Below are 26731 nucleotides of genomic sequence, written 5' to 3'. Positions count from 1 at the left end.
TTTTTAACGAAGACCCAAACGGGAGAGGAGTACCCAATGCCACAGTTCATTTTTGCGTATCACGGCGGCAAGACACCGGACACACCTGAGGAGGGCGCCAAGGTTATGGAGGCTTGGAAAAGCTGGATGGGAGAAATGGGTGATGCGCTTGTCGTGCCGGGCAATCCTGTCGGCATGTCCAAGACGGTTCAGCATTCTGGGGTCGAGGATAATGGCGGTGCCAATCCGCTTTCTGGCTATTCTGTGGTCGAGGCGGTCGATATCGACGCCGCCTGCAAAATGGCAAATGGTTGCCCGATGGTCGCCAGCGGCGACGGCTCAGTCGAGGTGGCCGAAATCATCGAAATGTAAGGACAGACTATTGTCTTGAGCATCGCCCCGGGCGCCATGTGGCTGCCGGGGCGATTTGCATTCAGAACATCATTTCGGCGGATGGTCGGATGGAACCGCAGTCGATGCCGCGACGATTGATCAGGGGGGCATTCCGATACTTCAGCGTTGCTGGATGATCCGCATCCAGAACACCCAGCCCCACCAGGATGCTTGCAATGGCGCATTCGCTGGCGCGGGTGGCCCCATCCGTGATCTTGAGCGCAACGCCCAGTTTCTGCTCCGGCAGGATAGCGATGAAGACCGCTTCGGCCCCGGTTTTGATAGCAACCTTGCCACCCATAGCGCGCATCAGATTGGTGCAGGCACGGGTTTCCCCGGCCACCAGCTCGGGGTGGGTCATCATTGCGCTCACCAACTGCTGTGCAGCGTCAGCGTCGCGGTCAGAGCGGTCAGACGCGGCGGCGAACCAGGCCATCGCGCGGGCCAAACCCTTTACGGAGGTTGCGAAATTCGGGGCCGAGCATCCGTCGATACCGTAGCCGGGGCTAACCTCTTCCGTCACCTGTTCAAAGGCGCTGCGGCAGGCCTGCTGTACCGGGTGATCAATCTCGACATACTCCGGTCCGGCGCCCAGATGCTGCGACAGCGTCAAGAAACCCGCGTGTTTGCCAGAGCAGTTGTTATGTACCTGGCAGGGGCTGGTGTCTGTTTTGATCAGCGCATTGCGGGCAGGAATATCGTCGGGCAGTTGCGGGCCGCAGCGAAAATCATGATCGGTCATAGAGAGCTGATCCAGCCAGGCGTTGACGCGGCTTGTGTGGATCTCGGCCCCATTGTGGGAGGCGCAGGCCAGGGCCAGCTGTTCAGACGTCAGCCCGTATTTTGCAGCCGCACCCGATGTGATCAACGGCAAGGCCTGGATCATCTTGGCCGAGCTGCGGGGGTAAATCACCGCATCAGGATCGCCCCAGCTGCGCACAATCTCGCCCTTGGCGTTACAGACCACGGCATGGCCCAGGTGGAGGCTTTCCAGGAGCGGACCGCGCCATACTTCGGTCATTGGTACGGGGTTGGTCATCACAAAACGCCTTTCCTGTTGGCAATTTCCCGCCAAAACGGGCTTTCACACGTGGCGATAGTTACGATAGTGTGTATGAGTACACAAGCGAGGGGATCGGGACCAGACGGCGAAGGCAACGCCGCATGTCCTCTGGCTTATTTGAGGTAAAGACAGTCTTGGAGTTGGGACAAATGACATCAAAACTCGTCCGCTGCATCGCGGGCCTGTGTCTGGCCGCAATGGCCACCAGCGCATCCGCACAGCAGGCAGAATCTGACAATCGCGTTGCGAGCAATGTCGACTGGAGCGTGTTCCAAGGCGAAAGCCCCAAGGAATGCTGGGGTGTCTCTGCGCCCAAGGAAACCGTGAACACCCGCGACGGGCGGGTCAAAGCGGTGCGCCGCGGCAAAATCCAGTTGTTTGTTTTCTATCGGCCCGAAACCGGCGACAAGGGTCAGGTGACCTTTACCGGCGGGTATCCTTTCGCTCCGGGATCGACTGTGAACCTTGCGGTGGGCGACACAGAATTTGAGCTGTTCACCGAAGGCGAATGGGCCTGGCCTGCCACCGCTGCGGATGACGCGAAGATCATCACCGCGATGAAGCGGGGTGCCAAGGCAGTGCTGACGGCGCGATCGGCCCGCGGCACCCAGACGAAAGATACCTTTTCCCTGTTGGGCTTTACCGCCGCGGTCGAAGACGCAGAAAAGCGCTGTAACTGAGGGCATCCGGTCATCGTTCCGGTGCCTCCATCAAACGCTTAGAAACCCCGGCCTTCGCCCGGGGTTTTGTGTTTTCACCACCGGAATGTCACTTCGGTTAGGCGACGACAAAAGGACAGTCACATCATGAGAAAGTACATGCTTTCCGCCCTTCTTGCTCTGCCGCTGCCCGCCCTTGCGGATCCCGCAATGGAATGCAGTGACACCGGTTCTCAGATTGAGCTGCGCGACTGCTTGAAGGGTGACCATATTCGCGCGAACGCCGCTCTGTCGCAGGCGCTTGGCTATGCCCGTGAGGCGGCCGCCGATCTGGACGACACGACAGGGCGCCAAAGCGCCAGCCCCGCGTTGGAGGCGGCGCAACAGTCGTGGGAGGCGTTTCGCGATGCGCATTGCGCCTTTGTTGGCACGACCTTCGGCGGTGGTTCCGGTACCGGTATCGCGATTCTGTCCTGCCGTATCAGCCTGACACGGGGGCGGGTTGAGGCGCTGATGGACCACGCAGGATAGCGGGCGGAAAAGGTCAATCTGCAGGATTCCTTTTGATCTTCGGTGAGAATCCTATATAGAGCCGCATCCACCCAAACAGACCGAGTCTTTTTGCCATGACCGCCAATGCGCCGATCACCCAAGACGTCCTGACCCTGCCCCGCAAACTGCCAGAGGGCGGCAAGATCAATCTTGTGGGCCTAACCCGCGACCAGTTGCGCGACACCCTGATTGCGCATGGCACGCCGGAAAAGCAGGCCAAAATGCGGGTGGGGCAGATCTGGCAGTGGATCTATCAATGGGGCAAACGCGACTTTGCCGAGATGACCAATCTCGCCAAAGCGTATCGCGCGGAACTGGATGAGCATTTCGTGATTGCGATCCCAGAGGTGGTGAGCAAGCAGGTCTCGACCGATGGCACGCGCAAATATCTGGTGCGGATTGCTGGCGGTCACGAGGTGGAGGTCGTCTATATCCCGGAGGAAGGGCGCGGGACGCTCTGCATTTCCTCGCAGGTGGGCTGCACCCTGACCTGTTCCTTTTGCCACACCGGCACGCAGAAATTGGTCCGCAACCTGACGTCCGCTGAAATCGTTGGCCAGATCATGATGGCGCGTGACGATCTGGACGAATGGCCTGTGCCAGGCGCGCCCAAGGATGAGACACGTCTGTTGTCGAACATCGTGCTGATGGGCATGGGTGAGCCGCTCTATAACTTTGAAAACGTGCGCGATGCGATGAAGATTGCGATGGATCCTGAGGGGATCAGCCTGTCGCGCCGCCGCATTACCCTCTCGACCTCCGGCGTGGTGCCGGAAATTGCCCGCACAGCTGAAGAAATCGGCTGCCTGCTGGCAGTCTCCTTCCATGCCACAACTGATGAGGTGCGCGACAAGCTGGTGCCGATCAACAAACGTTGGAACATCGAGGCACTTCTGGAGGCGCTGCGCGCGTACCCCCGTCTGACCAATTCGGAGCGGATCACCTTTGAATATGTGATGCTGAATGGTGTGAACGACAGCGACGAAGACGCCCACCGCCTGGTCGAATTGATTGAGGGGATTCCGGCGAAGGTGAACCTCATCCCATTCAATGAATGGCCCGGCTCACCCTATACGCGGTCATCAAACAACCGCATCCATGCGTTCGCGAACATCATTTATCAGGCCGGCTATGCCTCGCCGATCCGTACCCCGCGTGGTGAAGACATTCTGGCGGCCTGTGGCCAGTTGAAATCCGCCACTGAGCGTGCGCGCAAGAGCCGTAAACAGATTGAGGCCGAGGCGGGGCTCAACCCCTGACCTCGACCTCCAGGCAGGTCCCCGGCTGCCTCAACTGAATATGAAATCCGATCCCGTAAGGGGGGCGGTGTAATTGGTCAGCTCCAGCTCAAACCAATTGGAATAAGAGATGGTGGTGGTGCCGTTGTCTTCTGAGATGTCCAGCTGTTCCAAACTGGTCAACCAAACACCCGACAGATCAATCACATCAGCGCCCCGGCCGAAATCGGTGATTCGGTTGGTGTCGAAGGCATCAGCCTGATCGAAAACAAATGTATCCGCACCGGTACCACCGGTCAGGGTATCACTGCCGTCACCACCCACCAGCGTGTCGCGACCAACACCACCCAGCAGGTGATCGTTGCCGGATCCGCCGTGCAGCATGTCGTGTCCGCGATTGCCGTAGAGGACATCATTGTCGCTACCACCGGAATAGGCATCGCCCGTTGTGCCGCCGATCAGAAGGTCGGCGCCATTGCCCCCGAATAGGCGATCCTCCCCCAGGCCACCAATCATCGTGTCGCGCCCATCCGCGCCACGTAGTGTGTCATCTGCTTCGCGACCCCGAACGTGGTCATGGCCGCCCTTGGCATTAATGGTGGTGTTTTGGTCGGTGCCGATCACCGTTTCGGAAGCATTCGTGCTGCGGATGATGATCGGGTCGCTTCCACCGCCCAATATTTCCCAACCCGCAAGGCTGTCGGTACTGCCATAGAGGTGCTGCATGGCCTGAACGTCGAATGTACCCAAGTCGGTCACATAAGCAGGGCTATGATTGTAGGTCATTACGGTGTTCGCGGGCGTATCCGCGTGGTGATCTAATGTCAGACCACCGTCATGAGAGTGTTGCAGCCCGAGAGCATGACCTATTTCATGCAACACCGTGACATAGCCATAAGTGCCTTTTGTCATGACATCCGTATCAACGGTCAGGTCACCCCTGCCGGTGAAGCCATTTCCGGACATTGCGATATTGGCCCAGCCACCAGCACTACTGCCGGTTGTGCCAAACGCATTGATCATGCCCCGGCCGTCGACTTCTATGAACCGGACGCCTGAGATGTCTTCGTAGAGAGAAAGCCCTTCGCGAAAAATATCGCGCTGGTCCTCGTCAAATGACCAGTACTCCGTCGCGCCATAAGGATCACTGACTGCAGGATCTGCAAGGCTGCCTGTCTCTGTGAAGCTATATGTGATGATTGCTTGCGTCCCCAGGTCTGCAGGGGCGTTCCAGCGAAAATGATCACCATCAAGATAGTATAGCAGCGCTGAATAATCCGAGACTCTTGGCATGTGACCACTCCACATTGGGTTGCGGTCAATCTCGTCAATGAATGTGGCGCCGATACGCCCGAGATTGGGACTTTTTGCGCAGTTTTCGGCTCGCAAACGACCTGAGAGACAGCCATTACTGATCCCCCCTGTCGGTGTCGCTGCTGATCCCTTCTCGAAAGTGCAGTTGATTCAATGTAGTATGTCCAAGCTGGAGGGCGGTCAGGCTGCTCCTTTGCATCAACTTTCAGAAAATGACGTTTCTGCGCCGGAAGGTCACATTCAAAACAACCCTCTTAAAGATTGGAGATCAGGAGGCGATTCTGACGGCTCTTGGTATCCGGTTACCAGGGGGTAATTTTGACCTCACTGACTTGCAGGTTTGGGTGTCGCCCAGAAATTTTCACAATTGCGGTACATTTCCGCCATTTCGGCAAGACAGTTTCCAAATCGTAGACAGTCAATGGAAGGGAAAGAGATCATGGCACGTCACACACCGGCCGCCACGCCGATTGAGCCCACCGTTTTGGATCTGGTGCGCGAAGAACGCGGCAAGGCGCTCAGCCCACGTGAATGGAAATTCCGCCTGCGCGGCTACGGCTATGCGATCAAGGATATCGAAGGATCGCAAATCCTGACTCGCCTGCCACATGGCAAACCGCTGGGTGTCCTGCCTGCTGAATTTGCCTGACCCATTTGCAGATTTGCCGGTCCCCGCCACGCGCGATGTGTCGCGCGACGGGGAAGGTCACATGATTAATCATCGCGACCGGGCAGGCTGTCGCGCGGCGGCGCTGGTGCCCAGTTGTCGATAATGTGAATCGCCTCTTCGGCGGTTTCCACAAAACGGAACAGATCAAGATCTTCCTCGGAAATGGTGCCCGCATCCGCCAGCGCCTCCCAATTGATGATCTTTTCCCAGAAAGCACGGCCGAACAGCAGGAACGGCACACGTTCCATCCGGCCGGTCTGAATAAGTGTCAGAGTTTCAAACATCTCATCCAGGGTGCCAAAGCCACCAGGGAACACGGTGATGGCGCGCGCGCGCATCAGGAAATGCATCTTCCGGATCGCAAAATAATGGAAATTGAAACACAGATCGGGCGTCACATATTCATTTGGCGCCTGCTCATGCGGCAGCACGATATTGAGGCCAACAGAGGCGCCTCCGGCATCAATCGCGCCACGATTGCCAGCCTCCATCACACCCGGTCCACCGCCGGTGACGATGACGTCATTCTTGCCACCGGTGAGCATGGATTTTTCGGTCATCAGCTTCGCAAATTTGCGGGCTTCATCGTAGAAATGCGACAGATCTCGCAATGTCTTGGTGCGTGCCTGATCCTTATCCTTTGGGGCCGGGATCCGCGCACCGCCAAACATGACGATTGTGCTTTCGATACCATGTTCATCCAGCATGAGCTGGGGTTTCAGAAGCTCCAGTTGTAACCGCACCGGTCGCAGCTCGTCGCGACAGAGAAAATCCTTATCCGCAAACGCCAGACGATACGCGGGAGATTCGGTCTGCGGTGTCGATGGCACATGCTCGGCGCGATCCCTGTCAGAATGTGCATCCCGGAACCGGCTGTGGCGATCATCATTCATTGCAAACCTACTGTGTTATTTCTGAAAGAAAGCGGAGTTTCAGTTCTACCGCTTTGGCTGTCGTGGCGCCAGTCCGGAATGGCGTGCCAATACGCAGGTGATCCGCAGTGAGGCTTGGTCAGGTGCAACGAGGGCTTGCGCCCGCCGGTACAGGGCTTACGGTCAGCGCGCCAATGGCAAAAGGGGACAGCATATGCATTGGACGCAGGATATCAGGGCCGCTGACACGCGGATCCGCCCGTATATTCAACGCACACCGATACTCGAAACCACCGGTTTTGGATTGGATTACCCAATCTCGTTGAAGCTGGAGCATATGCAGCACACCGGCAGCTTCAAGGCACGGGGCGCCTTCAACACGTTGTTGGGCGGATCTGTGCCGGATGCAGGGCTGGTCGCGGCATCAGGCGGCAATCACGGAGCAGCGGTTGCCTACGCGGCAAAGCGGCTTGGGATGCGCGCGCGCGTTTATGTGCCTGAAATGGCAGGCCCTGCAAAAATTGCGCTGATCCGGGCCTGTGGCGCCGATCTGAAGGTTGTGCCGGGTGCCTATGCCAATGCGCTAGAGCAGGCGCAGGCTTATGAACAGCTGACAGGCGCCATGCAGGTCCATGCCTATGATGCAGCGGCAACAGTGATTGGTCAGGGGACCTGTTTCGCCGAATGGGATGCCCAGGGTCTGGAGGCGGATACCCTTCTGATCGCGGTGGGTGGCGGCGGCCTTATCGCTGGCGCGATGGCCTGGTACGGTAACTCGAAGAAGATCGTGGCGGTGGAGCCTGAAACCAGCTCGGCCCTGAACGCAGCGCTTGCGGCTGGCGCGCCTGTTGATGTCGAAGTCTCAGGTGTTGCTGCAAATGCACTTGGTGCTCGGCGCATTGGAACCATCTGTTATGGGCTGGCACAGGATCAGTCTGATACCGTGACCTCGCTCACCGTGTCGGATGAGGCAATTACTGATGCGCAGAACAAACTATGGCAGGAGCGCTAGCTTCTGGTGGAGCCAGCAGGTGCAACTGCGTTGGCAGCACTGACCAGCGGCGCCTATCAACCCGCCCCGGATGAGCGGGTTGCCGTGCTTCTCTGCGGTGGCAATATTGCCCATGATCCGCTGGAGGCACCACATGTCCCTTCGTGAGTGCCGTGTTGGCTTCTGGCTCGCTCACCGATGTCGCGGTGGTGTATCATGAGTGTCAGTGCCACGATCTCTGACCGTATCTATCATGCGTTGAGCGAACGGATTGTCACCGGCGCGCTGCCTGCAGGTGAGAAACTGCGCCAGGATCATATCGCGCGTGAGTTCAACGCCAGCCATGTTCCGGTCCGCGAGGCGCTTCTGCGGCTGGAGGCACATGGACTGGCCAAGTCCATTCCCCGGAGGGGGATGCGGGTGACGGCGCTGGATCCCTCTGAAATACGCGAGGTCATCGAAATGCGTGTCTCGCTGGAATTGCTGGCGTTGCAAAACGCCTTTGCCCATCTGGGGGCGGCGGAGCTGGAGGCTGCGGATGCCGCCCGGCTGGCTTGTGATGCTGCAACCGATATGGCTGATTGGGAGCAAAAAAATCGGGTCTTTCACCGCGTGATCCTGTCACCCTGTGGCATGCCGCGCCTGCTGGCGACAATTGATGACTTACATATCGCCTCCGCCCGGCATCTTTTTGCGAACTGGAAGCACCGCTGGAGTCAGCGTGTTGACACCGACCATGCCCTGATCGTGCAGGCCATGCGCCGTCGCGATGTGACCACTGCCTGCGATATTCTGCGTCGTCATTTGCGTCGCGTCCGCTAGGTGCCAGTATCTGGTACCGCGATTGGCCGCTGCGGAGGGAAATATTGACGCAATCCGCACATGACCCCGCGGCAAAATGAGGGTATGTAGCAGCCAAACCAACCACACGCCGGAGAGACCCCTGATGTCCAACGCTCAGCTGGAAACCGCAATCGAGGCCGCTTGGGAGGCCCGTGATACCATCACATCAGCCACCACAGGTGAGCAGCGCGATGCGATCGAAGAGACTTTGCACGCATTGGATTCGGGCAAGCTGCGTGTGGCTGAGCGTCAGGACAGTGGCGACTGGCATGTCAACCAATGGGCCAAGAAGGCTGTGCTGCTGGGCTTCCGCATCAAGGATATGGAAGAGCAATCCGGCGGCCCGCAGGGCTCCGGCTGGTGGGACAAGGTCGACAGCAAGTTCAAGGGTTGGGGTGAAGCCCAGTGGAAAGAGGCCGGTTTTCGTGCCGTCCCCAACTGCGTTGTTCGCAAATCGGCCTATATCGCGCCGGGCGTGGTTCTGATGCCGTCCTTCGTCAACCTCGGGGCCCATGTCGATGAGGGCACCATGGTTGATACCTGGGCGACCGTTGGCTCTTGTGCCCAGATCGGTAAGAACGTGCATCTTTCCGGTGGCGTCGGTATCGGTGGTGTCTTGGAGCCGATGCAGGCTAGCCCCACGATTATCGAAGACAACTGCTTCATCGGGGCACGCTCCGAAGTGGTCGAAGGCTGCATCGTGCGTGAAGGGTCGGTTCTGGGCATGGGCGTCTTTATCGGTCAGTCCACCAAGATCGTTGATCGTGAAACCGGCGAAGTGATGTACGGCGAAGTGCCGCCTTATTCGGTTGTCGTCGCAGGCTCAATGCCATCGAAAAACGGCATTAACCTCTACTGCGCGGTGATCGTGAAGCGGGTGGACGAGAAGACCCGCTCCAAGACCGGAATCAACGAGCTGCTGCGCGACTGAGTGCGCAGCACAGACTGGCAAACGGAACGCGCCCTGGAAAACGGGGCGCGTTTTCTTTTGTCAGGACCGGGGCTTTGCCCCGGACCCCAGAGTATTTTCTGGAAAGATGACAGGGGGCTACATGTCACCTTTCTCCAAGTACTCCGGGGTGAGGCCGTAAGGCCGAGGGGCAGAGCCCCCTTGACCTCAGAGGATGCCGGGCAGGTTCAGCCCGTGTTCGCGTGCGCAATCCTTGGCAATCTCATATCCTGCATCCGCGTGGCGCATGACACCGGTCGCCGGGTCGTTCCACAGAACCCGGCCGATGCGGCGGTCGGCGTCCTCGCTGCCGTCGCAGCAGATCACCACGCCGGAATGCTGTGAGAAGCCCATGCCAACGCCGCCGCCGTGGTGCAGCGACACCCAGGTGGCACCCGATGCCGTGTTCAGCAGCGCATTCAAGAGCGGCCAGTCGGATACCGCGTCCGAGCCGTCCATCATCGCCTCGGTCTCACGGTTGGGCGACGCCACCGAACCCGAATCCAGATGGTCGCGGCCAATCACCACCGGTGCGGACAATTCGCCATTGCGGACCATCTCGTTAAACGCGAGGCTCGGCCTTGTGGCGGTCGCCCAGACCGATCCAGCAGATCCGCGCAGGCAGGCCCTGGAACGCGATGCGTTCCTGCGCCATGTCCAGCCAGCGATGCAGGCCTTCGTTCTCGGGGAACAACTCCTTCATCTTGGCGTCGGTCTTGCGGATATCCTCCGGGTCGCCCGACAGCGCGCACCAGCGGAACGGGCCGATGCCCTTGCAGAACAGAGGGCGGATATAGGCGGGCACAAATCCGGGGAAGTCAAAGGCGTTCTCCAGCCCCTCCTCCAGCGCCATCTGGCGGATGTTGTTGCCGTAATCCACCGTGGGAACACCCATCGCGTGGAAATCGCACATCGCCTCGACCTGCACCTTCATCGAAGCGCGGGCGGCTTTCTCAACCGCTTTCTTGTCACTCTCGCGGCGCTCTTTCCACTCGCCCATGGTCCAGCCCAGCGGCAGGTAGCCGTTGACCGGATCATGCGCCGAGGTCTGGTCGGTTACGATATCGGGGCGGATGCCGCCTGCTTCCGCGCGCTTCACCAGTTCCGGGAAAATCTCTGCCGCATTGCCCAAGAGGCCCACGGATTTCGCCTCGCCCTCGGCGGTCCAGCGCTCGATCATCTCCAGCGCCTCGTCCAGGGTTTCAGCCTTCTCGTCCAGGTATTTGGTGCGCAGGCGGAAGTCGATGCTGTCGGGGTTGCACTCCACTGCCAGGCAGGATGCCCCGGCAAACACCGCCGCCAAAGGCTGCGCGCCGCCCATGCCGCCGAGACCGCCGGTCAGGATCCACTTGCCGGTCAGATCGCCGCCGAAATGCTGGCGCCCGGCCTCGGCAAAGGTTTCATAGGTGCCCTGCACGATGCCCTGCGTGCCGATGTAAATCCACGAACCAGCGGTCATCTGGCCGTACATCATCAGCCCCTTCTTATCGAGCTCGTTGAAGTGGTCCCAGTTGGCCCAATGCGGCACCAGGTTGGAGTTGGCGATCAGAACGCGGGGCGCATCCTTGTGGGTCTGGAACACGCCGACCGGCTTGCCCGACTGCACCATCAGGGTCTGATCTTCCTCAAGGTTTTTCAGGGTCTCGACGATCAGGTCGAAATCCTGCCAGGTGCGCGCGGCGCGGCCGATGCCGCCGTAAACCACCAGCTCATGCGGGTTTTCGGCCACATCCGGGTGCAGGTTGTTCATCATCATCCGCATCGGCGCCTCGGTCATCCAGGACTTGGCAGTGATTTCCGGGCCGGTAGGCGGGAAGATGTCGCGGGTGTTCTTGCGGGGATCGCTCATGCCGAGGGCCTCCAGTTTTTGAGATCAGTCAGAATTTTGGTGAGATGGGCGCGCAGTTTGTCCGCGCGCTCCGGCAGATAGGTCCAGGGCGGGCTTTCCTGGCAATAGGTGGCCTGCGCCAGCTCCATCTGGATGGCGTGAAACCCATCCGCGGGCCGCCCGTAATGGCGGGTGGTCCAGCCGCCCTTGAAGCGCCCGTTGAGGGTCGAGGTATACCCTTCCGCCGCCTCGCAATGGGCGACGGTCAGCGCCTCGATGGATGCATCGCAGGTTTCGCCCATTTTGGTGCCCACATTGAAATCCGGCAGGCGGCCGTCGAACAGGAAGGGAATGTCGCCGCGGATCGAGTGGCAGTCATAGAGGATGGCAAAGCCGTGGATCGCCTGCACCCGTTCCAGCTCTGCCGCCAGCGCGGTGTGATAAGGCACGTGATAGGCATCGCGGCGGCGGGCGGTTTCGGCCTCATCCGGCTCCTTGCCCTCCTGCCAGATCGGCAGCCCGTCAAAATCCGTGAGCGGCACCAGAGTGGTGGTGTTTTGCCCGGGATAGAGACTGATACCCGCGGGATCGCGGTTCACGTCGATCACATAGCGGTGGATGGGGGTGCGAACAGTTGTGATGTCCTCCACCAGCCCTGCATAGAGATCATGGATATGCCAGTCAGTATCAGCCAGCGCCCTGCCGGTCTCGTTCAGGCAGTCCCAAATGTCCGGGGGCACATCGGTGCCGGTGTGGGGCAATCCCAGCACCAGCGGCGACGCGCCTCGGGTCACTTCGATCATGCCGTCACCTTCACGCCTGCGGCATCCGCCACGCGGCCCGCGCGCACCATCGCACTGGCCGTTTCGATGTCCGGTGCCAGATAGCGGTCCTCGGCCAGCGCGGGAATGTCCGCGCGCAGCATCGCCAGCACGTCCTGCAGGCGGGCCGAGGTTTGCAGTGGCGCACGCGCCTCCACCCCTTGCGCAGCGCAGAGCATTTCAACGCCCAGGATCACCGACAGGTTGGCGTTCATCCGCGCCAGCCGCAGCGCGCCGTGGGCGGCCATCGACACATGGTCCTCCTGGTTGGCCGAGGTCGGCGTCGAGTCGGTCACGCAAGGATTGGCCAAGTGTTTGTTTTCGCTCATCAAAGCGGCGGTGGTCACCTCGGCAATCATGAAGCCGGAGTTCAGGCCCGGATCAGGCGTCAGGAACGGTGGCAGGTCGTGGCTGAGGGTCGGGTCCACCATCAGAGCCACCCGGCGCTGCGCGATGGCGCCGATTTCGGCCACCGCCAGCGCAATCTGGTCAGCAGCAAAGCCTACATATTCGGCATGGAAATTGCCGCCAGAGACGATGCGGCCCTCGTTCACCAGCACCAGCGGATTATCTGTGACGGCGTTGGCCTCAATCTCCAGCGTTTTCGCGGCCATCCGCAGCACGTCCAGTGCAGCACCGACAACCTGAGGCTGGCAGCGGATGCAATAGGGATCCTGAACCCGGGTATCGCCCTCGCGGTGGCTCTCGCGGATTTCCGAGCCGTCCATGATCTCCCGCATCTGCTGCGCCACATCGATCTGCCCGGCATGGCCGCGCAGGGTGTGGATATCGGCGATCAGCGGCGCGGTTGAGCCCATGATTGCGTCCGTCGTCAGCGATGCGATGGTCATCGAGGCCTCGGCCAGACGCCAGGCGTCAAACAGCCCGGCCAGCGCGCAGGCGGTCGAGAATTGCGTGCCATTGATCAGCCCCAGACCTTCCTTGGGGCCGAGCACAATAGGCTCTAACCCGGCCTTTTTCAGCGCATCCGCGCTGGACATACGTGTGCCGTCATAAGTGGCCTCTCCTGCCCCGATCATCGCCGCCGCCATATGCGCCAGCGGCGCCAAATCGCCCGATGCACCCACGGATCCCTGCGATGGGATCACCGGCACCACGCCGCGTTCCAGCATCTGCTCGATCTGATCAATCACCAGCCAGCGCACGCCCGATGCGCCGCGGCCCATCGACAGCAGTTTCAGCGTCATCATCAGCCGGGTCTTGTCCTCCGGCAGCGCCTCCCCCACCCCGCAGCAATGGCTGAGGATCAGGTTGCGCTGCAGGGTGGCGGTGTCTTCCGGTGCGATCTTGGTCGAGGCCAGTTTGCCGAAGCCGGTGTTGATGCCATAGACGGCATCCTCGCCCGCGGCGGCGTCCGCCACCATCTGCGCCGCAGCTTCCACCGGCTCACGCGCCGAAGACGCCAGCTTGGCCGGGGTCAGGTTGCGGTAGATATCTTCCAGCGTGGACAGGGTGACTGTGCCCGGAACCATCTGAATCGTCTCGATCATTGGGTGCCCTCATAGATACGGGTGTAAAGCGGGTTGAAGCCGATGCGGTAGGCAAGCTCGGCAGGCGTATCCACGTCCCAGACCGCCAGATCGGCGCGCATACCGGCAGAAATTTGACCGCGGTCCGTCAGCCCCAGCGCGCGGGCGGCGTTGCGGGTAACGCCCGCCAGCGCCTCCTCCGGTGTCATGCGGAACAGGGTGCAGCCCATGTTCATTGTCAGAAGCGGGGATGTCAGCGGCGAGGATCCGGGGTTGCAGTCGGACGCCAGCGCCATCGGCACGCGGTGGGTACGGAAATGCTCAATCGGTGGCGCTTGGGTTTCGCGGATTGTGTAAAACGCACCGGGCAGGATCACGGCCACCGAGTCGGACGCCGCCATGGCCCTAGCGTCGTCCTCGGTGGCGTATTCCACATGATCAACTGACAATGCACCGTACTGCGCCGCCAGCGCGGTGCCGCCCTGGTGGCTCAGCTGTTCGGCGTGCAGTTTCACCGGCAGGCCCAGTTCCTGCGCCACCTTGAACACCCGTTCGATCTGCGCGGGGGCAAAGGCAATGTTTTCGCAGAAGCCGTCCACCGCATCCACCAGCCCCTCCGCATGGGCGGCGCGCAGGGCGGGGATGCAGACCTCGTCGATATAGGCATCGTCACGGGTCTTGTACTCGGCAGGTGTGGCATGGGCGCCAAGGAAAGTGGTTTTCACCGTCACCGGGCGTAACTCGCCCAGCCGACGGGCGGCGCGCAGCATGTTCAGCTCGGTTTCGAGGTCCAGCCCATAGCCGGATTTCACCTCCACCACAGTCGCGCCCTCGGCGATCAGCGCGTCCAGCCGCGGCAGCGCGCCCTGCACCAGATCCTCCAGCGAGGCCTCGCGGGTGGCCGACACAGTTGAGACGATGCCACCACCAGCACGGGCGACCTCCTCGTAGGACGCACCATTGAGGCGCATCTCGAACTCCATCGCCCGGTTGCCGCCAAAGATGATATGGGTGTGGCAATCGATCAGACCGGGTGTGATCAGACGCCCCCCCATCGAAACGCGCGGCCAGTTGGTGTAGTCCTTGGGCAGCTGCGCCTCAGGCCCCGACCAACGGATCCAGCCGTCTTGTACAACGATCAAGCCGCGAGGGATCAAGCCATAGGCAGGATCACTGCCAGCCATCGTTGCCAGTGTCGCATCACAGATCAGATAAGAATGGGGGCTGTCCATGGCATCCTCGCAAAAACGCTTGATAGGTGTAATGTATGAATCTAATATCATTATGTCTATACATAAGAGGATCTGATGCAGACAATTTTTGCACATCACGCGCGGATGCCTCAGGGCTGGGTCACCGATCTGCGCCTCACGATTGAGGCGGGAAAGATCACAACGCTTGAGCCCGGTGCGGCTGTTCAGCCGCAGGACCATCGGGTCGGGGCATTGGTGCCGGCATTGGTCAATCTGCATTCTCACAGTTTCCAGCGGGCGATGGCTGGAATGACCGAAACCCGCGTATCAGGCCGGGACAGCTTCTGGTCCTGGCGCAAGCTGATGTATCAATTCGTCGACCACCTGACGCCTGAGCAGTACGAGGCGATTGCCGCGCTTGTTTTCATGGAGATGCTGGAAGCAGGGTATGCGTCAGTCGGGGAATTCCACTATGTACATCACCAGCCGGGAGGTCAGCCTTACGAGGCGCTGGGAGAGCTGAGCAATCGCGTGTTTGCGGCGGCGGATTTGACCGGAATCGGACTGACCCATCTTCCGGTGCTGTATACCTACGGTGGCGCGGGGCAGGTCCCGTTGAGCGGTGGACAGCAGCGGTTTGGCAATGATGTGGCGCGCTACGCAGATCTTCTGTCCGACTGTCGCACTACTGCGCGTAAGCATTTGCCGCCGGATGCGCGGGTCGGCATTGCGCCCCATTCACTGCGTGCGACCGCGCCGGAGGAACTGGCCGAGGTGCTCACACTGCGTGCGGGAAGCCCGGTTCATATCCACATCGCTGAACAGCCGCAGGAGGTCGCAGATATCAGCGGATGGCTGGGAGAGCGACCGGTGCAATGGTTGCTGAACAACTGCGCGGTCGACACGGATTGGTGTCTTATCCACGCAACCCATATGACGGAGGAGGAAACCCATGATCTGGCCCGCAGCGGTGCGGTGGCTGGGCTCTGTCCGATCACCGAGGCAAATCTGGGCGACGGGCCGTTTAATGGCGCGTTGTTCCAGGAGGGTGGCGGTCGCTTTGGTGTGGGGTCGGACTCGAATGTCAGAATTTCCCTCAGCGAGGAACTGCGGTTGCTGGAATATTCGCAACGGCTACGCGATCTCGCCCGCAATGTGATGGTGCCAGGGGAGGGATCGGTCGGCGCGACCCTCTATCTTGGTGCAGCTAGCGGCGGGGCTCAGGCTCTGGGTCGTGACGCTTAGCCGTCTTGAGGTTGGCGCATTGGCGGATCTGATGGCCTTTGACACAACTGATGTGGCGCTCTGCGCATTGCGCCCGGATCAATTGCTGGATGGGCTGTGTTTTGCTGCTGATGATTCTGTCGTTCGCGATGTCTGGTCGGCGGGACGCCATGTTGTGACCGGCGGGCGCCATGCGAACCGTGCACAGATCATCGCCCGCTATACCTCTGCCGTGGCTTCGCTTCTGAGAGCGCTTTGACGGGTTGGATTGGGACACATGGGGTTGCGGCACAGGATGGCCTGTGGCAGCGGTTGAGCAGGGCACAAGAGGGGTAGAGGCATGACAGAGCGGACAAAAACCGGTTTTCAGGACGTCCGTGATGAGGTGCTGAAACGCATTCAGGACCGGGTCTGGGGGCAGGGTGATCTATTGCCGACCGAGCAGGAGCTTGCAGAAGAATTTGGCTGCGCCCGCGCCACGGTAAACCGCGCGCTGCGGGAACTGGCAGATCGCGGCATCATTGACCGCAAACGCAAAAGCGGCACACGGGTGGCAGTGTTACCCGTGAAACAAGCCAAGCTCGAAATCACCCTGACCCGCCAGTTGGTCGAGGATCGCAACGCTAATTACCGCTATGCGCTGGTCCACCGGGAGGAGGTCCCGGCGCCGGGATGGCTGTCATCGCAGCTTCAGCTGGCGGCTGACACCCCGGTGCTGCACATCTGTGCGATGCACTACGCTGACAATCACCCGTTTCAGTTCGAAGATCGCTGGATCAATATTGCCGCTGTGCCCGGCGTTACTGCGGCTGACTTCAGTACGGTCGGGCCCAATGAATGGCTATTGGCCGAGGTGCCGTTTTCGACGGCGGAACTCAGCTTTGGGGCAATTGCTGCTGATGCGGCGCTTGCCGAATACCTTGCTTGTCCGATTGCTGCGCCATTGTTTCAGATGGAGCGCACGACGTGGTTTCAGGCGCAGCCGGTGACTTTTGTCAGGATGAGTTTTCATCCGGGCTATCAGATGCGCAGCCGCTACTGACCGGGCGCGTTACTGCGCGCGGCAGTTTGGCTTGTATTGACCAAACCCCCGTCACAGGGATATGGCGAGCGCATGGAAAAAAAGAAAATCTCCCGTCAGCAGGTCTACACGCTTGTGGTGCAGATCGGGCGCAAGGAAGGTGATGGCCTTCCCGAAGGGGCCACTGGTGCAGCCCTGATGATCTACGCCTCCGGCGTTGATGAGGCTGAGGCCGTGCGTGAAACCGTTGCTATCCTGAAGCAGGCCGACACTGCGCCGCTGGATGTCACCGGCTATGGGACTTTGGCTGACCGTGAGGCCGAGGATCAAGACATCTCGGACGAAGAACGGGCGCTGATGCAGCGGGCGCTGGACGAGAATTCGGTGATTGTCGCGCAGATGACGCCGTTCTTTGAGGACGGGCCTGCAACTCTGCACTGATGGCGGGCGGGCCTCTGGCATCTCTGACATAGCACGGTCCTGGGGCAGGCTTGGATGCAGGCCGCCCTGGTCACGTCTGGTCAGGGCGCCTTGCCGAACCACTTACGGTAGATGTCGCCATATTCGCCGTTTTCGCGCAGGGCCAGCAGGGCGCGGTTGATCTCTTCCAGATGTGGTGAGCCGTCCGGCAGCAACAAGCCATAGTCCTCGCGCAGGAATACCTGACCAACCGCGCGCCCATGCAGGCGACCGTTGTCTTCCATATAGTGATCCAGCACGGGAGCATCAAACACCACAACCCGTGTATTACCGCTTTCAAAATCGCTCAGCAGTGAGGCCAGATCCGAGAACCCGCGATAGCTGATATCGCGTCGCTCGAGGAAGCGGGCGGCTGTGGACTCAGCGAGGGTGCCGACGTCTTTGTCATAGAGGTCATTGACAGAGTTGATCGATCCGCTGATCGCCTCAACCGTCATAACGGCAGTGATCTTGGCGACGAAGAGGGACACCACGAACAATGAGGACACGACAAGAATCACGCCAAAGATCCGCCCGATTGGCGTGCGCGGGACCCGCTCCTCAAACCCGCCGTTGACGACGAGGTTCAATGCCCACCAGAACGACGGGAACCAGGCCTCTTTCAGGGGGCGGTCGAAATAGGGCTGTGCGCGCCGTTCCAGCCCCCACATCAGCATGCCACCCCCCATCAACAAGACGACCGCAATTGCGATCGCAATCATCAGATCAGCGGAGAACAGCACCCGGATCAGCGAGGGTGAACGCACATCAGCCGCCGCCACCATGATCCGCAAACCGCTTTCGAAAATTGGGTGGCTGAAATCCATATCGGTTTCGCGCGCTGCGGTGATGGAGATATTGGCCGCCGCCATATCCACCTCACCCGTGCGCACCATTTCCAGCATCTCGCCAAAGGTATCGGTGCGGACGAGCTGATAGTCCCACCCCAACCGGTCAGTCAGGCTGCGCACCAGATCAATGGAAAACCCGGTCTCGCGGTCGCCGTCCATCATCGAAAATGGAGGCCGCGTTACGGTGCTGACGGTCAGGGTCTCGGCAGTCGCCGCCAGCCCCCACAACAGGTAGATCAGGACAAAAGGAGCAAAGAAGCGGCGCAACGGAACGATAGAACCCCATGAGACATCATTCGTTTTGTCCTTAGAATGTCCCAAAGCCTCAGGCAAGTGTCGCGGTCAGGCGATGCGCCGTTCTGCCAAAACTGCGGCATCAAAGCTGCGCAGCAACGGGGCCGGATCCATGGCATGTTCGGGGAGTGTATTGCGATCCAGATGGGACAGCGCGCTGACCTCATAGGCGCTGCGCTTTCTTCGCAGGCGACCCAAATACAGGCTTTCGACGGCCGTGCCCGCTGCGATGAAGCGTTGATGACGTGGCAGTATCAGTTGGGTCAGTTCGATCAATGGGCAAGGACGGTCAGGTCTGCCGTGCAGCGCAACCGTCGTTGGTGCGGCCACCGCAGTTCCTTGAAGCATCTCCGCTGTCAGTCGAACATCCGGGCGACCAAAGAGGTAATCCACATCCGTGCCGGAAATCACCAGCCGTTGCTGTGGCGCCAGCAAAAGATCCTCTGTCAGCCCAAAGAACGGCGCCCGCAGACGCATGGGGGCATCGTGACCGATGGCTGGGACGCGGCGGTCGATGCGATGCAGAACAGGCACGGCATCGCCCTCGGGTGTCAGCACCAGATCTCCGCGTCGCAGCTGTCCCAGAGATGTCGCTCCATCGGGGGTGGCAATCTTTGTCTCTGGTATTAGCCCGGCAAGCGGCGTTAACGGCATAATGTCAGAGTTCAGCGAAACGGCCCGCAGTCCGCAGACCTCCGCCGTGGCTGGCAACAGCGACAGCAGTGTTTTTGCGTCCTGCGCTCTCAATGGTGGAGGCGATGAAATGTCCACGGTCGCGATGTTTCCGCCCGAACCGGTCATCAGCGCCAACCGCCCCCAGCGCAACAGGCTGTCCCAGGAATAGATCAGCCGCGCTGCATCGCTTTCGTTGCTAAGGGAGGTGTCGGCAATGATCCGGTGCTCCAGTTCGCAGCCCGGTTGGCAAAGGGTCAGCGTGATGCCTCGGCCCCGATTTCGCTTCACACGCAGCAAGAGGGGCCAGCCCTCCGGATCCTTTGTTGTTCGCTCCAGCAGCAGCAGATCACCGCTTGGGCGCGCCTCATCCAGAGACAGGTCCAGACAGAGGCTGCCCCTTGTCATCAGGGCGTTGTCGGGGCCACCGGGGCAGCGGCTGTTCTGGGGTGTCGCCAGGGCGATCCCTTTCCGGTCGATGCTATGTGCCGCCACCCAATTCATCTGATCAGCGCGCATCAAGTGTGGCGGAGAGCAGGCGCGCCTCATAGCTGCGCAGGCTGGGGCGGGCTGCCGGACCATAGCCCTCGCCGGTGCGGGGGTCGAGGTCCGGGAACAGCGCTTGCAGTTCGTCCAGAACGTCGCGGTCGAATTGCCGACTGGTTTGCGGTCCGGGCTGGAAGCTCTCGGTCACCAAACCTTCACTGATGACCAGCTGATGATCATCGAACAGCACATGGACATAGGTGACCTCACCACCGGGCTTGCGCGTGATCGACCGGTCGTTGACCAGATCTTTGGCTGCGACCAGAACCTCACGCGCGCCAAACAGCATTTCGGCCATCCCGTTACTCAGCAGTACGCGGTGCTGCGGCGACACCCAAAGGTCGTCATGATCGCCAAGCGCGCCTAGCCCTGATCCTGATCGGGGCAAAGCGCCCCTGCGCCTGTACCCGCCGCGCGCCGATCCAGCGCAGCGGTTGCAAGCCATCGTCGCGGGTCATGACCAAATCACCGGGCTGCAGGGTTTCGACAGGGACCAACCCCCGGTCCGTCAGCAGGCGGCTGCTGACCACGAAACAGGGGATGCTGGTTGCCTCCACATAGCCGACATCGCTGTTGGTGCCATTGCTGGCCGTATAGGTGAAGGCGAAGTCTTCCACATCGCCATCGCCGACCAGGGTCAAGGTGCCGTTTGCATTGAGCTGGACCTGCTGGCCGGTGCCCAGCGTGATCACATCTCCGGCAACCACGGCGGTGCCGTTGATATGTGTGATGGTCAGTGCTGTTGCAGAGTTGTTGGTATCATTGGCCAGTACATTGACCACCCGCGATCCGTTGGCGTCAACGCGGACCGTGTCGGTTTCCGCGATCACTTCGGTCTGCGCGGAGTCAGCGGCGATCAGCAGATTGCTGTCGTAGCTGCTGTCCGACACATCGGCGATACCGATCCGTATGGTGTTTTCCACACCGGGATCGACCTGCATGGTCAGCGTCATGGTGACGGTCAGACCGTCCATTTCCGTATTGTAGTCGTCGTTGGCGTTGTCGAGGTAGATGTTGGAGTTATTGCCGGAGTTCACATTGCCCGGATCAGCGTCGCCATTGCCGATCTCCAAGTTCACCATCTGGCCATTGACCCAAACGCCGACGAAATCCTGAAACACCGAGTCCTGATACTCAGGGTATTCCTCAGAGGCAAAGACGAACTGCATTGTCATGACCGAGCCGTCGGGCACAAACGTCACATCCAGATAGGAGGCGTCGAATGTCCGTGTGCCCGCTGCCGCGTTGAAGGCCGGATCTCCATTCGGACCATTGCTGGCAGTCGACTGATTGTTGGACTGATTGGCCTCACCGGTGGAGTTGGTATAGGCGCTGGCCTGGCCTGTGGAGAGGATGATGCCGGTATCGGAGGGCGTCGCTCCGGGTGCGATTGTATCGCCGTCAGAATAGATCGCCGAGGCGCGGGTATCACCGGTGTAGCTCGCGTTCACCACCCGCACGCTATCGCCAAAGATGGTCTCAGCCATCTGTTCCGCTGTCGCGTTGATATTATATGTCAGCTCGGATGCCGCAACCATTGCTCTGTCTCACCTCTGCACGATGAGGCAGCATATGTGGCAGATCACGACATCATACCAGCGGTTGCCGGTGGCGCGTCCCTGCCGGGGCTACGCAATGTTCGATCTGCGCTGTGGCCCCGCTATTACGGTGGATCCCCAGCATAACTACTCTGCCTCGAGTCGTATGTTAGCTTTTTGTTAACATTTTCACCGGTGTCTTGTCTGGTTGACCAAGGGGTGACGGCGGAACAATGCAGGTCTGCGCGGCATTTACGCCACAAACGGGCGCCTTGCTCCTTAGGTAGACGCGCGGCGTGGCGGGGCGGGCTTATGGGATCGCCCCCGGCGTGGAGGTTTGCACCATGGCTCGAACCGGGGTAGCCAGTGGTCGCAGACCAGGGCCAGAGACGTGCGGCCCATATCCGGAGGATCCAAATGACGCATTCGCCACTCGACCCGCAACAGCTGACCGCCGATTTGATCCGCTGTGCCTCTGTCACGCCGCAGGAGGGCGGAGCGCTGGTCCTGCTGGACAAGGTGCTGAGTGCGGCGGGTTTCACCTGCACCCGTGTGGATCGTGGCGAGGTTAGCAATCTGATCGCCCGTTGGGGTGACAAGGGCCATCCCCGCACCCTGGGCTTCAACGGCCATACCGATGTGGTGCCGGTTGGTGACACCGCCGCCTGGACCGTTGACCCTTTTGGGGCGGAGGAGAAAGACGGCTTTCTCTATGGGCGGGGGGCGACGGATATGAAATCCGGCGTTGCCGCCTTTGTGGCTGCGGCTGTTGATCTGGTGCAGACCGCACCGCCTGAGGGGGCCATTCTTCTGACCATCACTGGCGACGAAGAAGGTGATGCCATCGATGGCACGACCGCGTTGCTGGACCATATGGATCGCGTGGGAGAGCAGATGGACGTCTGCTTGGTGGGAGAGCCGACCTGCCCCAATGAGATGGGGGAGATGATCAAGATCGGACGTCGCGGGTCGCTGTCTGCCTGGTTCACAGTCACCGGCGTGCAGGGTCATTCGGCCTATCCCCACCGCGCCAAGAACCCGCTCAATGCCATGGTGCGCCTGATGGACCGCCTTGCCAGCCACGAGTTGGATCAGGGCACGGATCATTTTGATGCCTCTACCCTTGCGGTGGTGACCATCGATACCGGCAACCCGGCGACCAATGTCATCCCGGCGCAGGCGCGGTCCACGGTCAATATCCGCTTCAACGATGCTCATTCTGGCGTGGCGCTCAGCGATTGGCTGCGCGCAGAAGCGGCGCGTGTCGCAAGCGATTTCGATGTTGATATCGGGGTTGAGATCAAAATCTCCGGCGAGAGTTTCATCACGCCGCCGGGGCCGCTGTCCGATCTTGTCAGCGCCGCAGTCGAGGCCGAGACCGGTCGCAAACCTGAGTTGTCCACCACTGGCGGCACCTCGGATGCGCGGTTTGTCAAAAATCACTGCCCGGTGGTTGAAGTGGGTTTGGTTGGCAAAACGATGCACCAAGTTGATGAACGGGTGGAAATTGCCCAGATCCACCAGCTGAAGTCGATTTACGGCCGTATCCTGCGTGATTATTTCGACCAAGGCTGATCGAATATAGAAACTGATACCTGAACAGCGCGCGCCCGGGCAATGACGTCTGCGGCGCGCTTTTCACGATGACCTTGGGGGCTGGGCGTGGTAGCTCAGGCATATGACCCGTATTCCTTCCAAGGCCGAGATCCTCGACTGGATCGCAGCCCATCCGACCCATACCTCCAAACGCGACATCGCCAAAGCTTTCGGCATCAAAGGCTCCGACAGGATCGATCTGAAACGGATCCTCAAAGAGCTTGAGGCCGAAGGTCATCTGGAAAAGCGTAAAAAGACCTACCGCGACCCTGAGCGCCTGCCCCCGGTCAGCGTTCTGCAGATCAGAGCGCCGGATGGCGATGGCGATCTTTTTGCACGGCCGCTGGAATGGCATGGGGAAGGGGTCGAACCTGTCGTGCTGGTGATGCCGCGCGCATCAGACCCCGCGCTGGGCGAGGGGGACCGCATTCTGGCCCGTCTAACCGTGGTTCAGGATGCCGATTATCACTACGAGGCCCGGTTGATCCGCCGCATCGGCACCAATCCGCGCCGGGTGATCGGGATCTTCCGCAAGGGTGACGAAGGCGGGCGTATCGTGCCCATCGACAAATCCGCCTCCACGGAGTGGGCCGTTGCGGAAAACGCCACCCACGGCGCGCGCGACGGCGAACTGGTTGAGGCGGAACAGGCCGGACCGAAATCGCGCCTTGGCCTGCCGCGCGCCCGCGTGGTGGAGCGACTGGGCGATCCATCGGCGCCCAAGGCGGTGTCGCTGATTGCGATTCATCAGCATGGTATCCCTGATCATTTCCCAGATGAGGTCATCGCCGAGGCTGATGCCGCCAAACCGATGGGTCTGAAGGGACGCGAAGATCTGCGAGATCTGCCGTTGATCACCATCGACCCTGCGGATGCGCGCGATCATGACGACGCCTGCTATGCCCATGCGGATGATGATCCCAAAAACCCCGGTGGCCATGTCATCTGGGTCGCGATTGCCGATGTCGCTGCCTATGTGCAGCCGGGGTCAGCGCTGGACCGCGCGGCACGCAAACGTGGCAATTCAAGCTATTTCCCGGATCGCGTTGTGCCCATGCTGCCGGACCGGTTGTCCGGCGATCTTTGCAGTCTGCACGAAGGGGTGCCGCGGGCCTGCATCGCGGTGCGGATGCAGATTGATGCCGATGGCAATAAAATCGCTCATCGCTTTGTGCGGGGGTTGATGCGGTCGGCGGCATCCCTGCATTACGCTGAGGTGCAAGAGGCGATGGATGGCGCGCCAACGGATCGCACAGGCCCCTTCCTGGAGCCTGTGATCAAGCCGCTCTACGCCGCCTACGCTGCGTTGGTCAAAGCCCGGGCAGAGCGCCAGCCGCTGGATTTGGACCTACCGGAACGCAAAATCGTGCTGGATGAGAAGGGCACAGTCGTTTCGGTGAATTTCCGCGACCGTCTGGACGCGCATAAATTGATTGAGGAATTCATGGTGCTGGCCAATGTGGCAGCGGCGGAAACCCTGATCAAGAAGCGCACGCCGTTGTTGTTCCGCGTGCATGAGGAACCGGCACCGGAGAAGCTGGAAGCGTTGCGTGAGACCGCCCGTGCCGCCGGTCTGTCGTTGGCGAAGGGGCAGGTCTTGCAGACCCGCCACCTGAATGCGCTGCTGAATGGGGCCGCCGGGACCGATGATGCGGAGCTGATCAATATCTCCACCCTGCGATCCATGCAGCAGGCCTATTACGGGCCGGAGAACTTCGGCCATTTCGGTCTGGCCCTGCGAAATTACGCACATTTCACATCGCCCATCCGCCGCTATGCCGACCTGATCGTGCATCGAGCTCTGATCACCGCTCATGGTTGGGGTGATGACGGGCTGGACAGTGCCGAGATCGAACGGCTCGAACAGACTGCCACCCATATTTCAGAGACCGAACGCCGGTCGATGATGGCCGAACGGGACACCACAGATCGCTATCTTGCCGCCTATCTGGCGGAACGGGTGGGCAATGAATTTGAGGGGCGTATCAGCGGCATTGCCCGCTTTGGCGCCTTTGTGAAACTGGATGAGACCGGGGCCGATGGTCTGGTGCCGGTGCGCTCGATCGGGCGGGAGTTTTTCCATTTCGATGCCGAGGCCGGAACCCTGATGGGAGCGGACACCGGCCTGATCATCGCCATCGGCCAGCGGGTAAAGGTGCGTCTGGCACAGGCCACTCCGGTGACCGGAGGGCTGGAACTGGAATTGCTGTCGATCGAGGACAAACCGATGCCAGCGGGCGGCGGTGGCGGGCGGCGCAGTCCGGCGGGTCGATCCGTGAAACGCAAATCCGCCAAGGCAAAGGCCAAGCGCAGCAAGATCAAGCGCAAGGTGGAACGCAAGCGCCGCAGCTGATTTGACTGCGCCTTGCAGCCCTAGTTGAACCGGTCCGGGCCCTGCGGGCCCGGTCCGCCGCAGCCTTGGATTTGTGATAGGTCAATGCGTGGCGGATCAGCCAGCCGTGGCGCAGAGGTTCCACATCCTCGACACGGTTGAACAGCACGCCACGGGTTCCGTCGAATCTGTCCCAAGCCGGAAAACGATTGGCAAAATTGTCGATTACCCGGCTTTGGCAGTGAACCAACAACGCAAATCGCGCCTGATTGGACCGGCCCAGACGCAGTGGGGTGCCCAGCCCGGCACGCGCCGCGACATAGGAGGGCTGCCCCCATTTCAGGGTCTCCGTGACCGGTCCGACATCCGGATCGCTTTCAGCCACATCAAAGATCAGCGCGCGCAATCGCAACAGGCCTTCCCGCGTGCCCGGTGGCGCCTGATCAAAAACGGCAGAAATTTCAGCGCTGGCAAAGGGGCGGGTCATATCAATCTGGCTCCTGGGAAGATGCGTTACCCTGTTTTAGAGGTTGCTGATGACAGAAACTGTCATCAGGGATAGGGATGATGGGGCCATGTCCCGATCTCATCGTCTTTTTCAGGTTATGCAGCTGCTGCGTCAGGGCGGTGGTCCTCATACCGCCGCTAAACTGGCGCAGGACCTTGGTATTTCTGCCCGAAGTGTTCACCGCGATATCGCCACCCTGCGTGAGATGGGAGCGATTATCGACGGCGAGGCGGGCTATGGCTTCACCCTGATCGAGGACAATGCGCTGCCGCCTATGGGGTTTCGCGACACTGAGCTGGAGGCGCTGGTTCTTGGCCTTCGTGAGGTGCAGCAGATTGGTGATCCCGAGCTGGCCGACGCCGCCGCCGAGGCCTTGCGCAAGCTGCAGGCGCGGCTGCCCAATCGTCAGGCTCATCGGCTGCGACATGCGGTCTTGTCTGCCTATCGGTTTCAGCGTCCACAACCGCCGGGGATCGCCCTGGCCGACCTGCGCCGTGCGACTTGGGATGAGGTTGAGGTACGGCTGGATTATTGCGATGCCAAGGGTGCCGTCACCCAGCGACAGGTCAAGCCCCTTGGCTTGGTCTATTTTGATCGCTCCACCGTGCTGATCGCCTGGTGCGGATTGCGAGATGACGTGCGGGTATTTCGCGTTGACCGGATTGCGGGGTTTGAGGCCACAGACGTCAGTTTTCGTCCTCATCGGGTGCCAATGCTGCGGGATGCGCTGGCTCAGATGCGCGCTGACCGTGCAGCCTGCGCGCCGCGGGCCGACGTGGAGCCTGATGCGCCCGAGGGGTAGCGCGGTGTTTTTGATACGTCGGCAAGCCTCCGC

General features: G+C 60.6%; 21 protein-coding genes and 4 pseudogenes. 14 read left to right on the top strand and 11 right to left on the bottom strand.

What is annotated here, in order from left to right:
* Positions 1 to 36 precede the first annotated feature (36 nt).
* Positions 37 to 351 carry a YciI family protein gene (locus L0Z65_RS13390; RefSeq protein ID WP_102898118.1) on the top strand — a complete coding sequence of 105 codons (315 nt, stop codon included), beginning with the start codon at positions 37 to 39 and terminating at the stop codon, positions 349 to 351.
* A gap of 61 nt (positions 352 to 412) precedes the next feature.
* Here L0Z65_RS13390 and L0Z65_RS13385 read toward each other — a convergent pair whose 3' ends face one another.
* Positions 413 to 1411, bottom strand: a complete 999-nt coding sequence (locus tag L0Z65_RS13385; protein ID WP_102898119.1) for an asparaginase — start codon at positions 1409 to 1411, stop codon at positions 413 to 415.
* Positions 1412 to 1584: 173 nt separating this feature from the next.
* On the opposite strand from L0Z65_RS13385, the gene L0Z65_RS13380 reads away from it, so the two are divergent.
* The 3 genes from L0Z65_RS13380 to rlmN all read left to right on the top strand — a co-directional run bounded on the left by L0Z65_RS13380 (position 1585) and on the right by rlmN (position 3905).
* Positions 1585 to 2115 (top strand): invasion associated locus B family protein, encoded by a 531-nt coding sequence (locus L0Z65_RS13380; protein ID WP_096707789.1) that lies wholly within the window; start codon positions 1585 to 1587, stop codon positions 2113 to 2115.
* Positions 2116 to 2253: 138 nt separating this feature from the next.
* Complete coding sequence (locus L0Z65_RS13375) at positions 2254 to 2625, top strand: lysozyme inhibitor LprI family protein (RefSeq protein WP_405108380.1); 372 nt, start codon at positions 2254 to 2256, stop codon at positions 2623 to 2625.
* 95 nt (positions 2626 to 2720) lie between these two features.
* The gene (gene rlmN, locus L0Z65_RS13370) at positions 2721 to 3905 is read left to right on the top strand and encodes a 23S rRNA (adenine(2503)-C(2))-methyltransferase RlmN (RefSeq protein WP_405108377.1); all 1185 of its coding nucleotides are present in this window, start codon (positions 2721 to 2723) and stop codon (positions 3903 to 3905) included.
* 30 nt (positions 3906 to 3935) lie between these two features.
* Here rlmN and L0Z65_RS13365 read toward each other — a convergent pair whose 3' ends face one another.
* A complete protein-coding gene (locus L0Z65_RS13365) occupies positions 3936 to 5273 on the bottom strand; it encodes a matrixin family metalloprotease (RefSeq protein ID WP_405108374.1) in 1338 nt (445 codons plus the stop codon).
* 364 nt (positions 5274 to 5637) lie between these two features.
* Between L0Z65_RS13365 and L0Z65_RS13360 the strand changes: the two genes are divergently transcribed.
* On the top strand, positions 5638 to 5847 hold the full coding sequence (locus L0Z65_RS13360; RefSeq protein ID WP_052463933.1) for a hypothetical protein: 210 nt from the start codon (positions 5638 to 5640) through the stop codon (positions 5845 to 5847).
* Positions 5848 to 5912: 65 nt separating this feature from the next.
* Here L0Z65_RS13360 and L0Z65_RS13355 read toward each other — a convergent pair whose 3' ends face one another.
* Positions 5913 to 6761: a TIGR00730 family Rossman fold protein gene (locus tag L0Z65_RS13355; protein WP_118069362.1), complete on the bottom strand. Its 849-nt coding sequence runs from the start codon at positions 6759 to 6761 to the stop codon at positions 5913 to 5915.
* A gap of 193 nt (positions 6762 to 6954) precedes the next feature.
* On the opposite strand from L0Z65_RS13355, the pseudogene L0Z65_RS13350 reads away from it, so the two are divergent.
* The 3 genes and pseudogenes from L0Z65_RS13350 (at position 6955) to dapD (ending at position 9505) form a co-directional block, all read left to right on the top strand.
* Positions 6955 to 7899: pseudogene (locus L0Z65_RS13350) on the top strand (threonine/serine dehydratase).
* Positions 7900 to 7947: 48 nt separating this feature from the next.
* Positions 7948 to 8553: a GntR family transcriptional regulator gene (locus L0Z65_RS13345; RefSeq protein ID WP_405108370.1), complete on the top strand. Its 606-nt coding sequence runs from the start codon at positions 7948 to 7950 to the stop codon at positions 8551 to 8553.
* 124 nt (positions 8554 to 8677) lie between these two features.
* Positions 8678 to 9505: a 2,3,4,5-tetrahydropyridine-2,6-dicarboxylate N-succinyltransferase gene (gene dapD, locus L0Z65_RS13340; RefSeq protein WP_405108367.1), complete on the top strand. Its 828-nt coding sequence runs from the start codon at positions 8678 to 8680 to the stop codon at positions 9503 to 9505.
* A gap of 186 nt (positions 9506 to 9691) precedes the next feature.
* Here the strand turns inward: dapD and hutU are convergent.
* From hutU to hutI, 4 genes and pseudogenes are all read right to left on the bottom strand, one after another.
* Positions 9692 to 11372: pseudogene (gene hutU, locus L0Z65_RS13335) on the bottom strand (urocanate hydratase).
* The gene (gene hutG, locus L0Z65_RS13330; protein ID WP_405108365.1) at positions 11369 to 12154 is read right to left on the bottom strand and encodes an N-formylglutamate deformylase; all 786 of its coding nucleotides are present in this window, start codon (positions 12152 to 12154) and stop codon (positions 11369 to 11371) included. Before hutG ends, hutU begins: the two are co-directional and overlap by 4 nt.
* The gene (gene hutH, locus L0Z65_RS13325) at positions 12151 to 13683 is read right to left on the bottom strand and encodes a histidine ammonia-lyase (protein ID WP_405108362.1); all 1533 of its coding nucleotides are present in this window, start codon (positions 13681 to 13683) and stop codon (positions 12151 to 12153) included. Before hutH ends, hutG begins: the two co-directional genes overlap by 4 nt.
* A complete protein-coding gene (gene hutI / locus L0Z65_RS13320; protein ID WP_405108359.1) occupies positions 13680 to 14894 on the bottom strand; it encodes an imidazolonepropionase in 1215 nt (404 codons plus the stop codon). The genes hutH and hutI overlap by 4 nt, the downstream gene beginning before the upstream one ends.
* A gap of 75 nt (positions 14895 to 14969) precedes the next feature.
* On the opposite strand from hutI, the pseudogene L0Z65_RS13315 reads away from it, so the two are divergent.
* The 3 genes and pseudogenes from L0Z65_RS13315 to L0Z65_RS13305 all read left to right on the top strand — a co-directional run bounded on the left by L0Z65_RS13315 (position 14970) and on the right by L0Z65_RS13305 (position 17541).
* A pseudogene (locus L0Z65_RS13315) lies at positions 14970 to 16338 on the top strand (formimidoylglutamate deiminase).
* A gap of 81 nt (positions 16339 to 16419) precedes the next feature.
* Positions 16420 to 17121, top strand: a complete 702-nt coding sequence (locus tag L0Z65_RS13310) for a GntR family transcriptional regulator (protein WP_405108356.1) — start codon at positions 16420 to 16422, stop codon at positions 17119 to 17121.
* Between the two features lie 72 nt (positions 17122 to 17193).
* The gene (locus tag L0Z65_RS13305; protein ID WP_040174930.1) at positions 17194 to 17541 is read left to right on the top strand and encodes a hypothetical protein; all 348 of its coding nucleotides are present in this window, start codon (positions 17194 to 17196) and stop codon (positions 17539 to 17541) included.
* 80 nt (positions 17542 to 17621) lie between these two features.
* On the opposite strand, the gene L0Z65_RS13300 is transcribed toward L0Z65_RS13305, so the two are convergent.
* The 3 genes and pseudogenes from L0Z65_RS13300 to L0Z65_RS13290 form a co-directional block, all read right to left on the bottom strand.
* The gene (locus L0Z65_RS13300) at positions 17622 to 18677 is read right to left on the bottom strand and encodes a transporter substrate-binding domain-containing protein (protein ID WP_096873045.1); all 1056 of its coding nucleotides are present in this window, start codon (positions 18675 to 18677) and stop codon (positions 17622 to 17624) included.
* A gap of 75 nt (positions 18678 to 18752) precedes the next feature.
* Positions 18753 to 19880 carry a Hint domain-containing protein gene (locus L0Z65_RS13295; protein ID WP_096873249.1) on the bottom strand — a complete coding sequence of 376 codons (1128 nt, stop codon included), beginning with the start codon at positions 19878 to 19880 and terminating at the stop codon, positions 18753 to 18755.
* 4 nt (positions 19881 to 19884) lie between these two features.
* A pseudogene (locus L0Z65_RS13290) lies at positions 19885 to 21460 on the bottom strand (Hint domain-containing protein).
* Between the two features lie 417 nt (positions 21461 to 21877).
* On the opposite strand from L0Z65_RS13290, the gene dapE reads away from it, so the two are divergent.
* On the top strand, positions 21878 to 23035 hold the full coding sequence (gene dapE, locus L0Z65_RS13285) for a succinyl-diaminopimelate desuccinylase (RefSeq protein WP_405108351.1): 1158 nt from the start codon (positions 21878 to 21880) through the stop codon (positions 23033 to 23035).
* 103 nt (positions 23036 to 23138) lie between these two features.
* Positions 23139 to 25409 carry a ribonuclease R gene (gene rnr, locus L0Z65_RS13280; RefSeq protein WP_405108348.1) on the top strand — a complete coding sequence of 757 codons (2271 nt, stop codon included), beginning with the start codon at positions 23139 to 23141 and terminating at the stop codon, positions 25407 to 25409.
* Here the strand turns inward: rnr and L0Z65_RS13275 are convergent.
* The gene (locus tag L0Z65_RS13275; RefSeq protein ID WP_405108345.1) at positions 25375 to 25875 is read right to left on the bottom strand and encodes a DUF1801 domain-containing protein; all 501 of its coding nucleotides are present in this window, start codon (positions 25873 to 25875) and stop codon (positions 25375 to 25377) included. The genes rnr and L0Z65_RS13275 overlap by 35 nt on opposite strands.
* Positions 25876 to 25963: 88 nt before the next feature.
* On the opposite strand from L0Z65_RS13275, the gene L0Z65_RS13270 reads away from it, so the two are divergent.
* Positions 25964 to 26698, top strand: a complete 735-nt coding sequence (locus L0Z65_RS13270; RefSeq protein ID WP_405108342.1) for a helix-turn-helix transcriptional regulator — start codon at positions 25964 to 25966, stop codon at positions 26696 to 26698.
* Positions 26699 to 26731 lie beyond the last annotated feature (33 nt).

The sequence above is a fragment of the Phaeobacter sp. BS52 genome (assembly GCF_045040595.1).
GTDB lineage: Bacteria > Pseudomonadota > Alphaproteobacteria > Rhodobacterales > Rhodobacteraceae > Phaeobacter > Phaeobacter piscinae.
This window is presented reverse-complemented; position numbering and strand designations above follow the sequence as displayed.

Excerpts from the sequence above, each read along its gene's own strand:
- L0Z65_RS13360 (WP_052463933.1), top strand. The coding sequence starts at position 5,638 with ATGGCACGTCACACACCGGCCGCCACGCCGATTGAGCCCACCGTTTTG.
- rlmN (WP_405108377.1), top strand. The coding sequence starts at position 2,721 with ATGACCGCCAATGCGCCGATCACCCAAGACGTCCTGACCCTGCCCCGC.
- L0Z65_RS13295 (WP_096873249.1), bottom strand. The coding sequence starts at position 19,880 with ATGAATTGGGTGGCGGCACATAGCATCGACCGGAAAGGGATCGCCCTG.
- hutH (WP_405108362.1), bottom strand. The coding sequence starts at position 13,683 with ATGATCGAGACGATTCAGATGGTTCCGGGCACAGTCACCCTGTCCACG.
- L0Z65_RS13270 (WP_405108342.1), top strand. The coding sequence starts at position 25,964 with ATGTCCCGATCTCATCGTCTTTTTCAGGTTATGCAGCTGCTGCGTCAG.
- dapD (WP_405108367.1), top strand. The coding sequence starts at position 8,678 with ATGTCCAACGCTCAGCTGGAAACCGCAATCGAGGCCGCTTGGGAGGCC.
- L0Z65_RS13310 (WP_405108356.1), top strand. The coding sequence starts at position 16,420 with ATGACAGAGCGGACAAAAACCGGTTTTCAGGACGTCCGTGATGAGGTG.
- L0Z65_RS13380 (WP_096707789.1), top strand. The coding sequence starts at position 1,585 with ATGACATCAAAACTCGTCCGCTGCATCGCGGGCCTGTGTCTGGCCGCA.
- L0Z65_RS13390 (WP_102898118.1), top strand. The coding sequence starts at position 37 with ATGCCACAGTTCATTTTTGCGTATCACGGCGGCAAGACACCGGACACA.
- hutI (WP_405108359.1), bottom strand. The coding sequence starts at position 14,894 with ATGGACAGCCCCCATTCTTATCTGATCTGTGATGCGACACTGGCAACG.
- L0Z65_RS13375 (WP_405108380.1), top strand. The coding sequence starts at position 2,254 with ATGCTTTCCGCCCTTCTTGCTCTGCCGCTGCCCGCCCTTGCGGATCCC.
- hutG (WP_405108365.1), bottom strand. The coding sequence starts at position 12,154 with ATGATCGAAGTGACCCGAGGCGCGTCGCCGCTGGTGCTGGGATTGCCC.
- L0Z65_RS13355 (WP_118069362.1), bottom strand. The coding sequence starts at position 6,761 with ATGAATGATGATCGCCACAGCCGGTTCCGGGATGCACATTCTGACAGG.
- rnr (WP_405108348.1), top strand. The coding sequence starts at position 23,139 with ATGACCCGTATTCCTTCCAAGGCCGAGATCCTCGACTGGATCGCAGCC.
- L0Z65_RS13305 (WP_040174930.1), top strand. The coding sequence starts at position 17,194 with ATGGAAAAAAAGAAAATCTCCCGTCAGCAGGTCTACACGCTTGTGGTG.
- L0Z65_RS13275 (WP_405108345.1), bottom strand. The coding sequence starts at position 25,875 with ATGACCCGCCCCTTTGCCAGCGCTGAAATTTCTGCCGTTTTTGATCAG.
- L0Z65_RS13345 (WP_405108370.1), top strand. The coding sequence starts at position 7,948 with ATGAGTGTCAGTGCCACGATCTCTGACCGTATCTATCATGCGTTGAGC.
- dapE (WP_405108351.1), top strand. The coding sequence starts at position 21,878 with ATGACGCATTCGCCACTCGACCCGCAACAGCTGACCGCCGATTTGATC.
- L0Z65_RS13385 (WP_102898119.1), bottom strand. The coding sequence starts at position 1,411 with ATGACCAACCCCGTACCAATGACCGAAGTATGGCGCGGTCCGCTCCTG.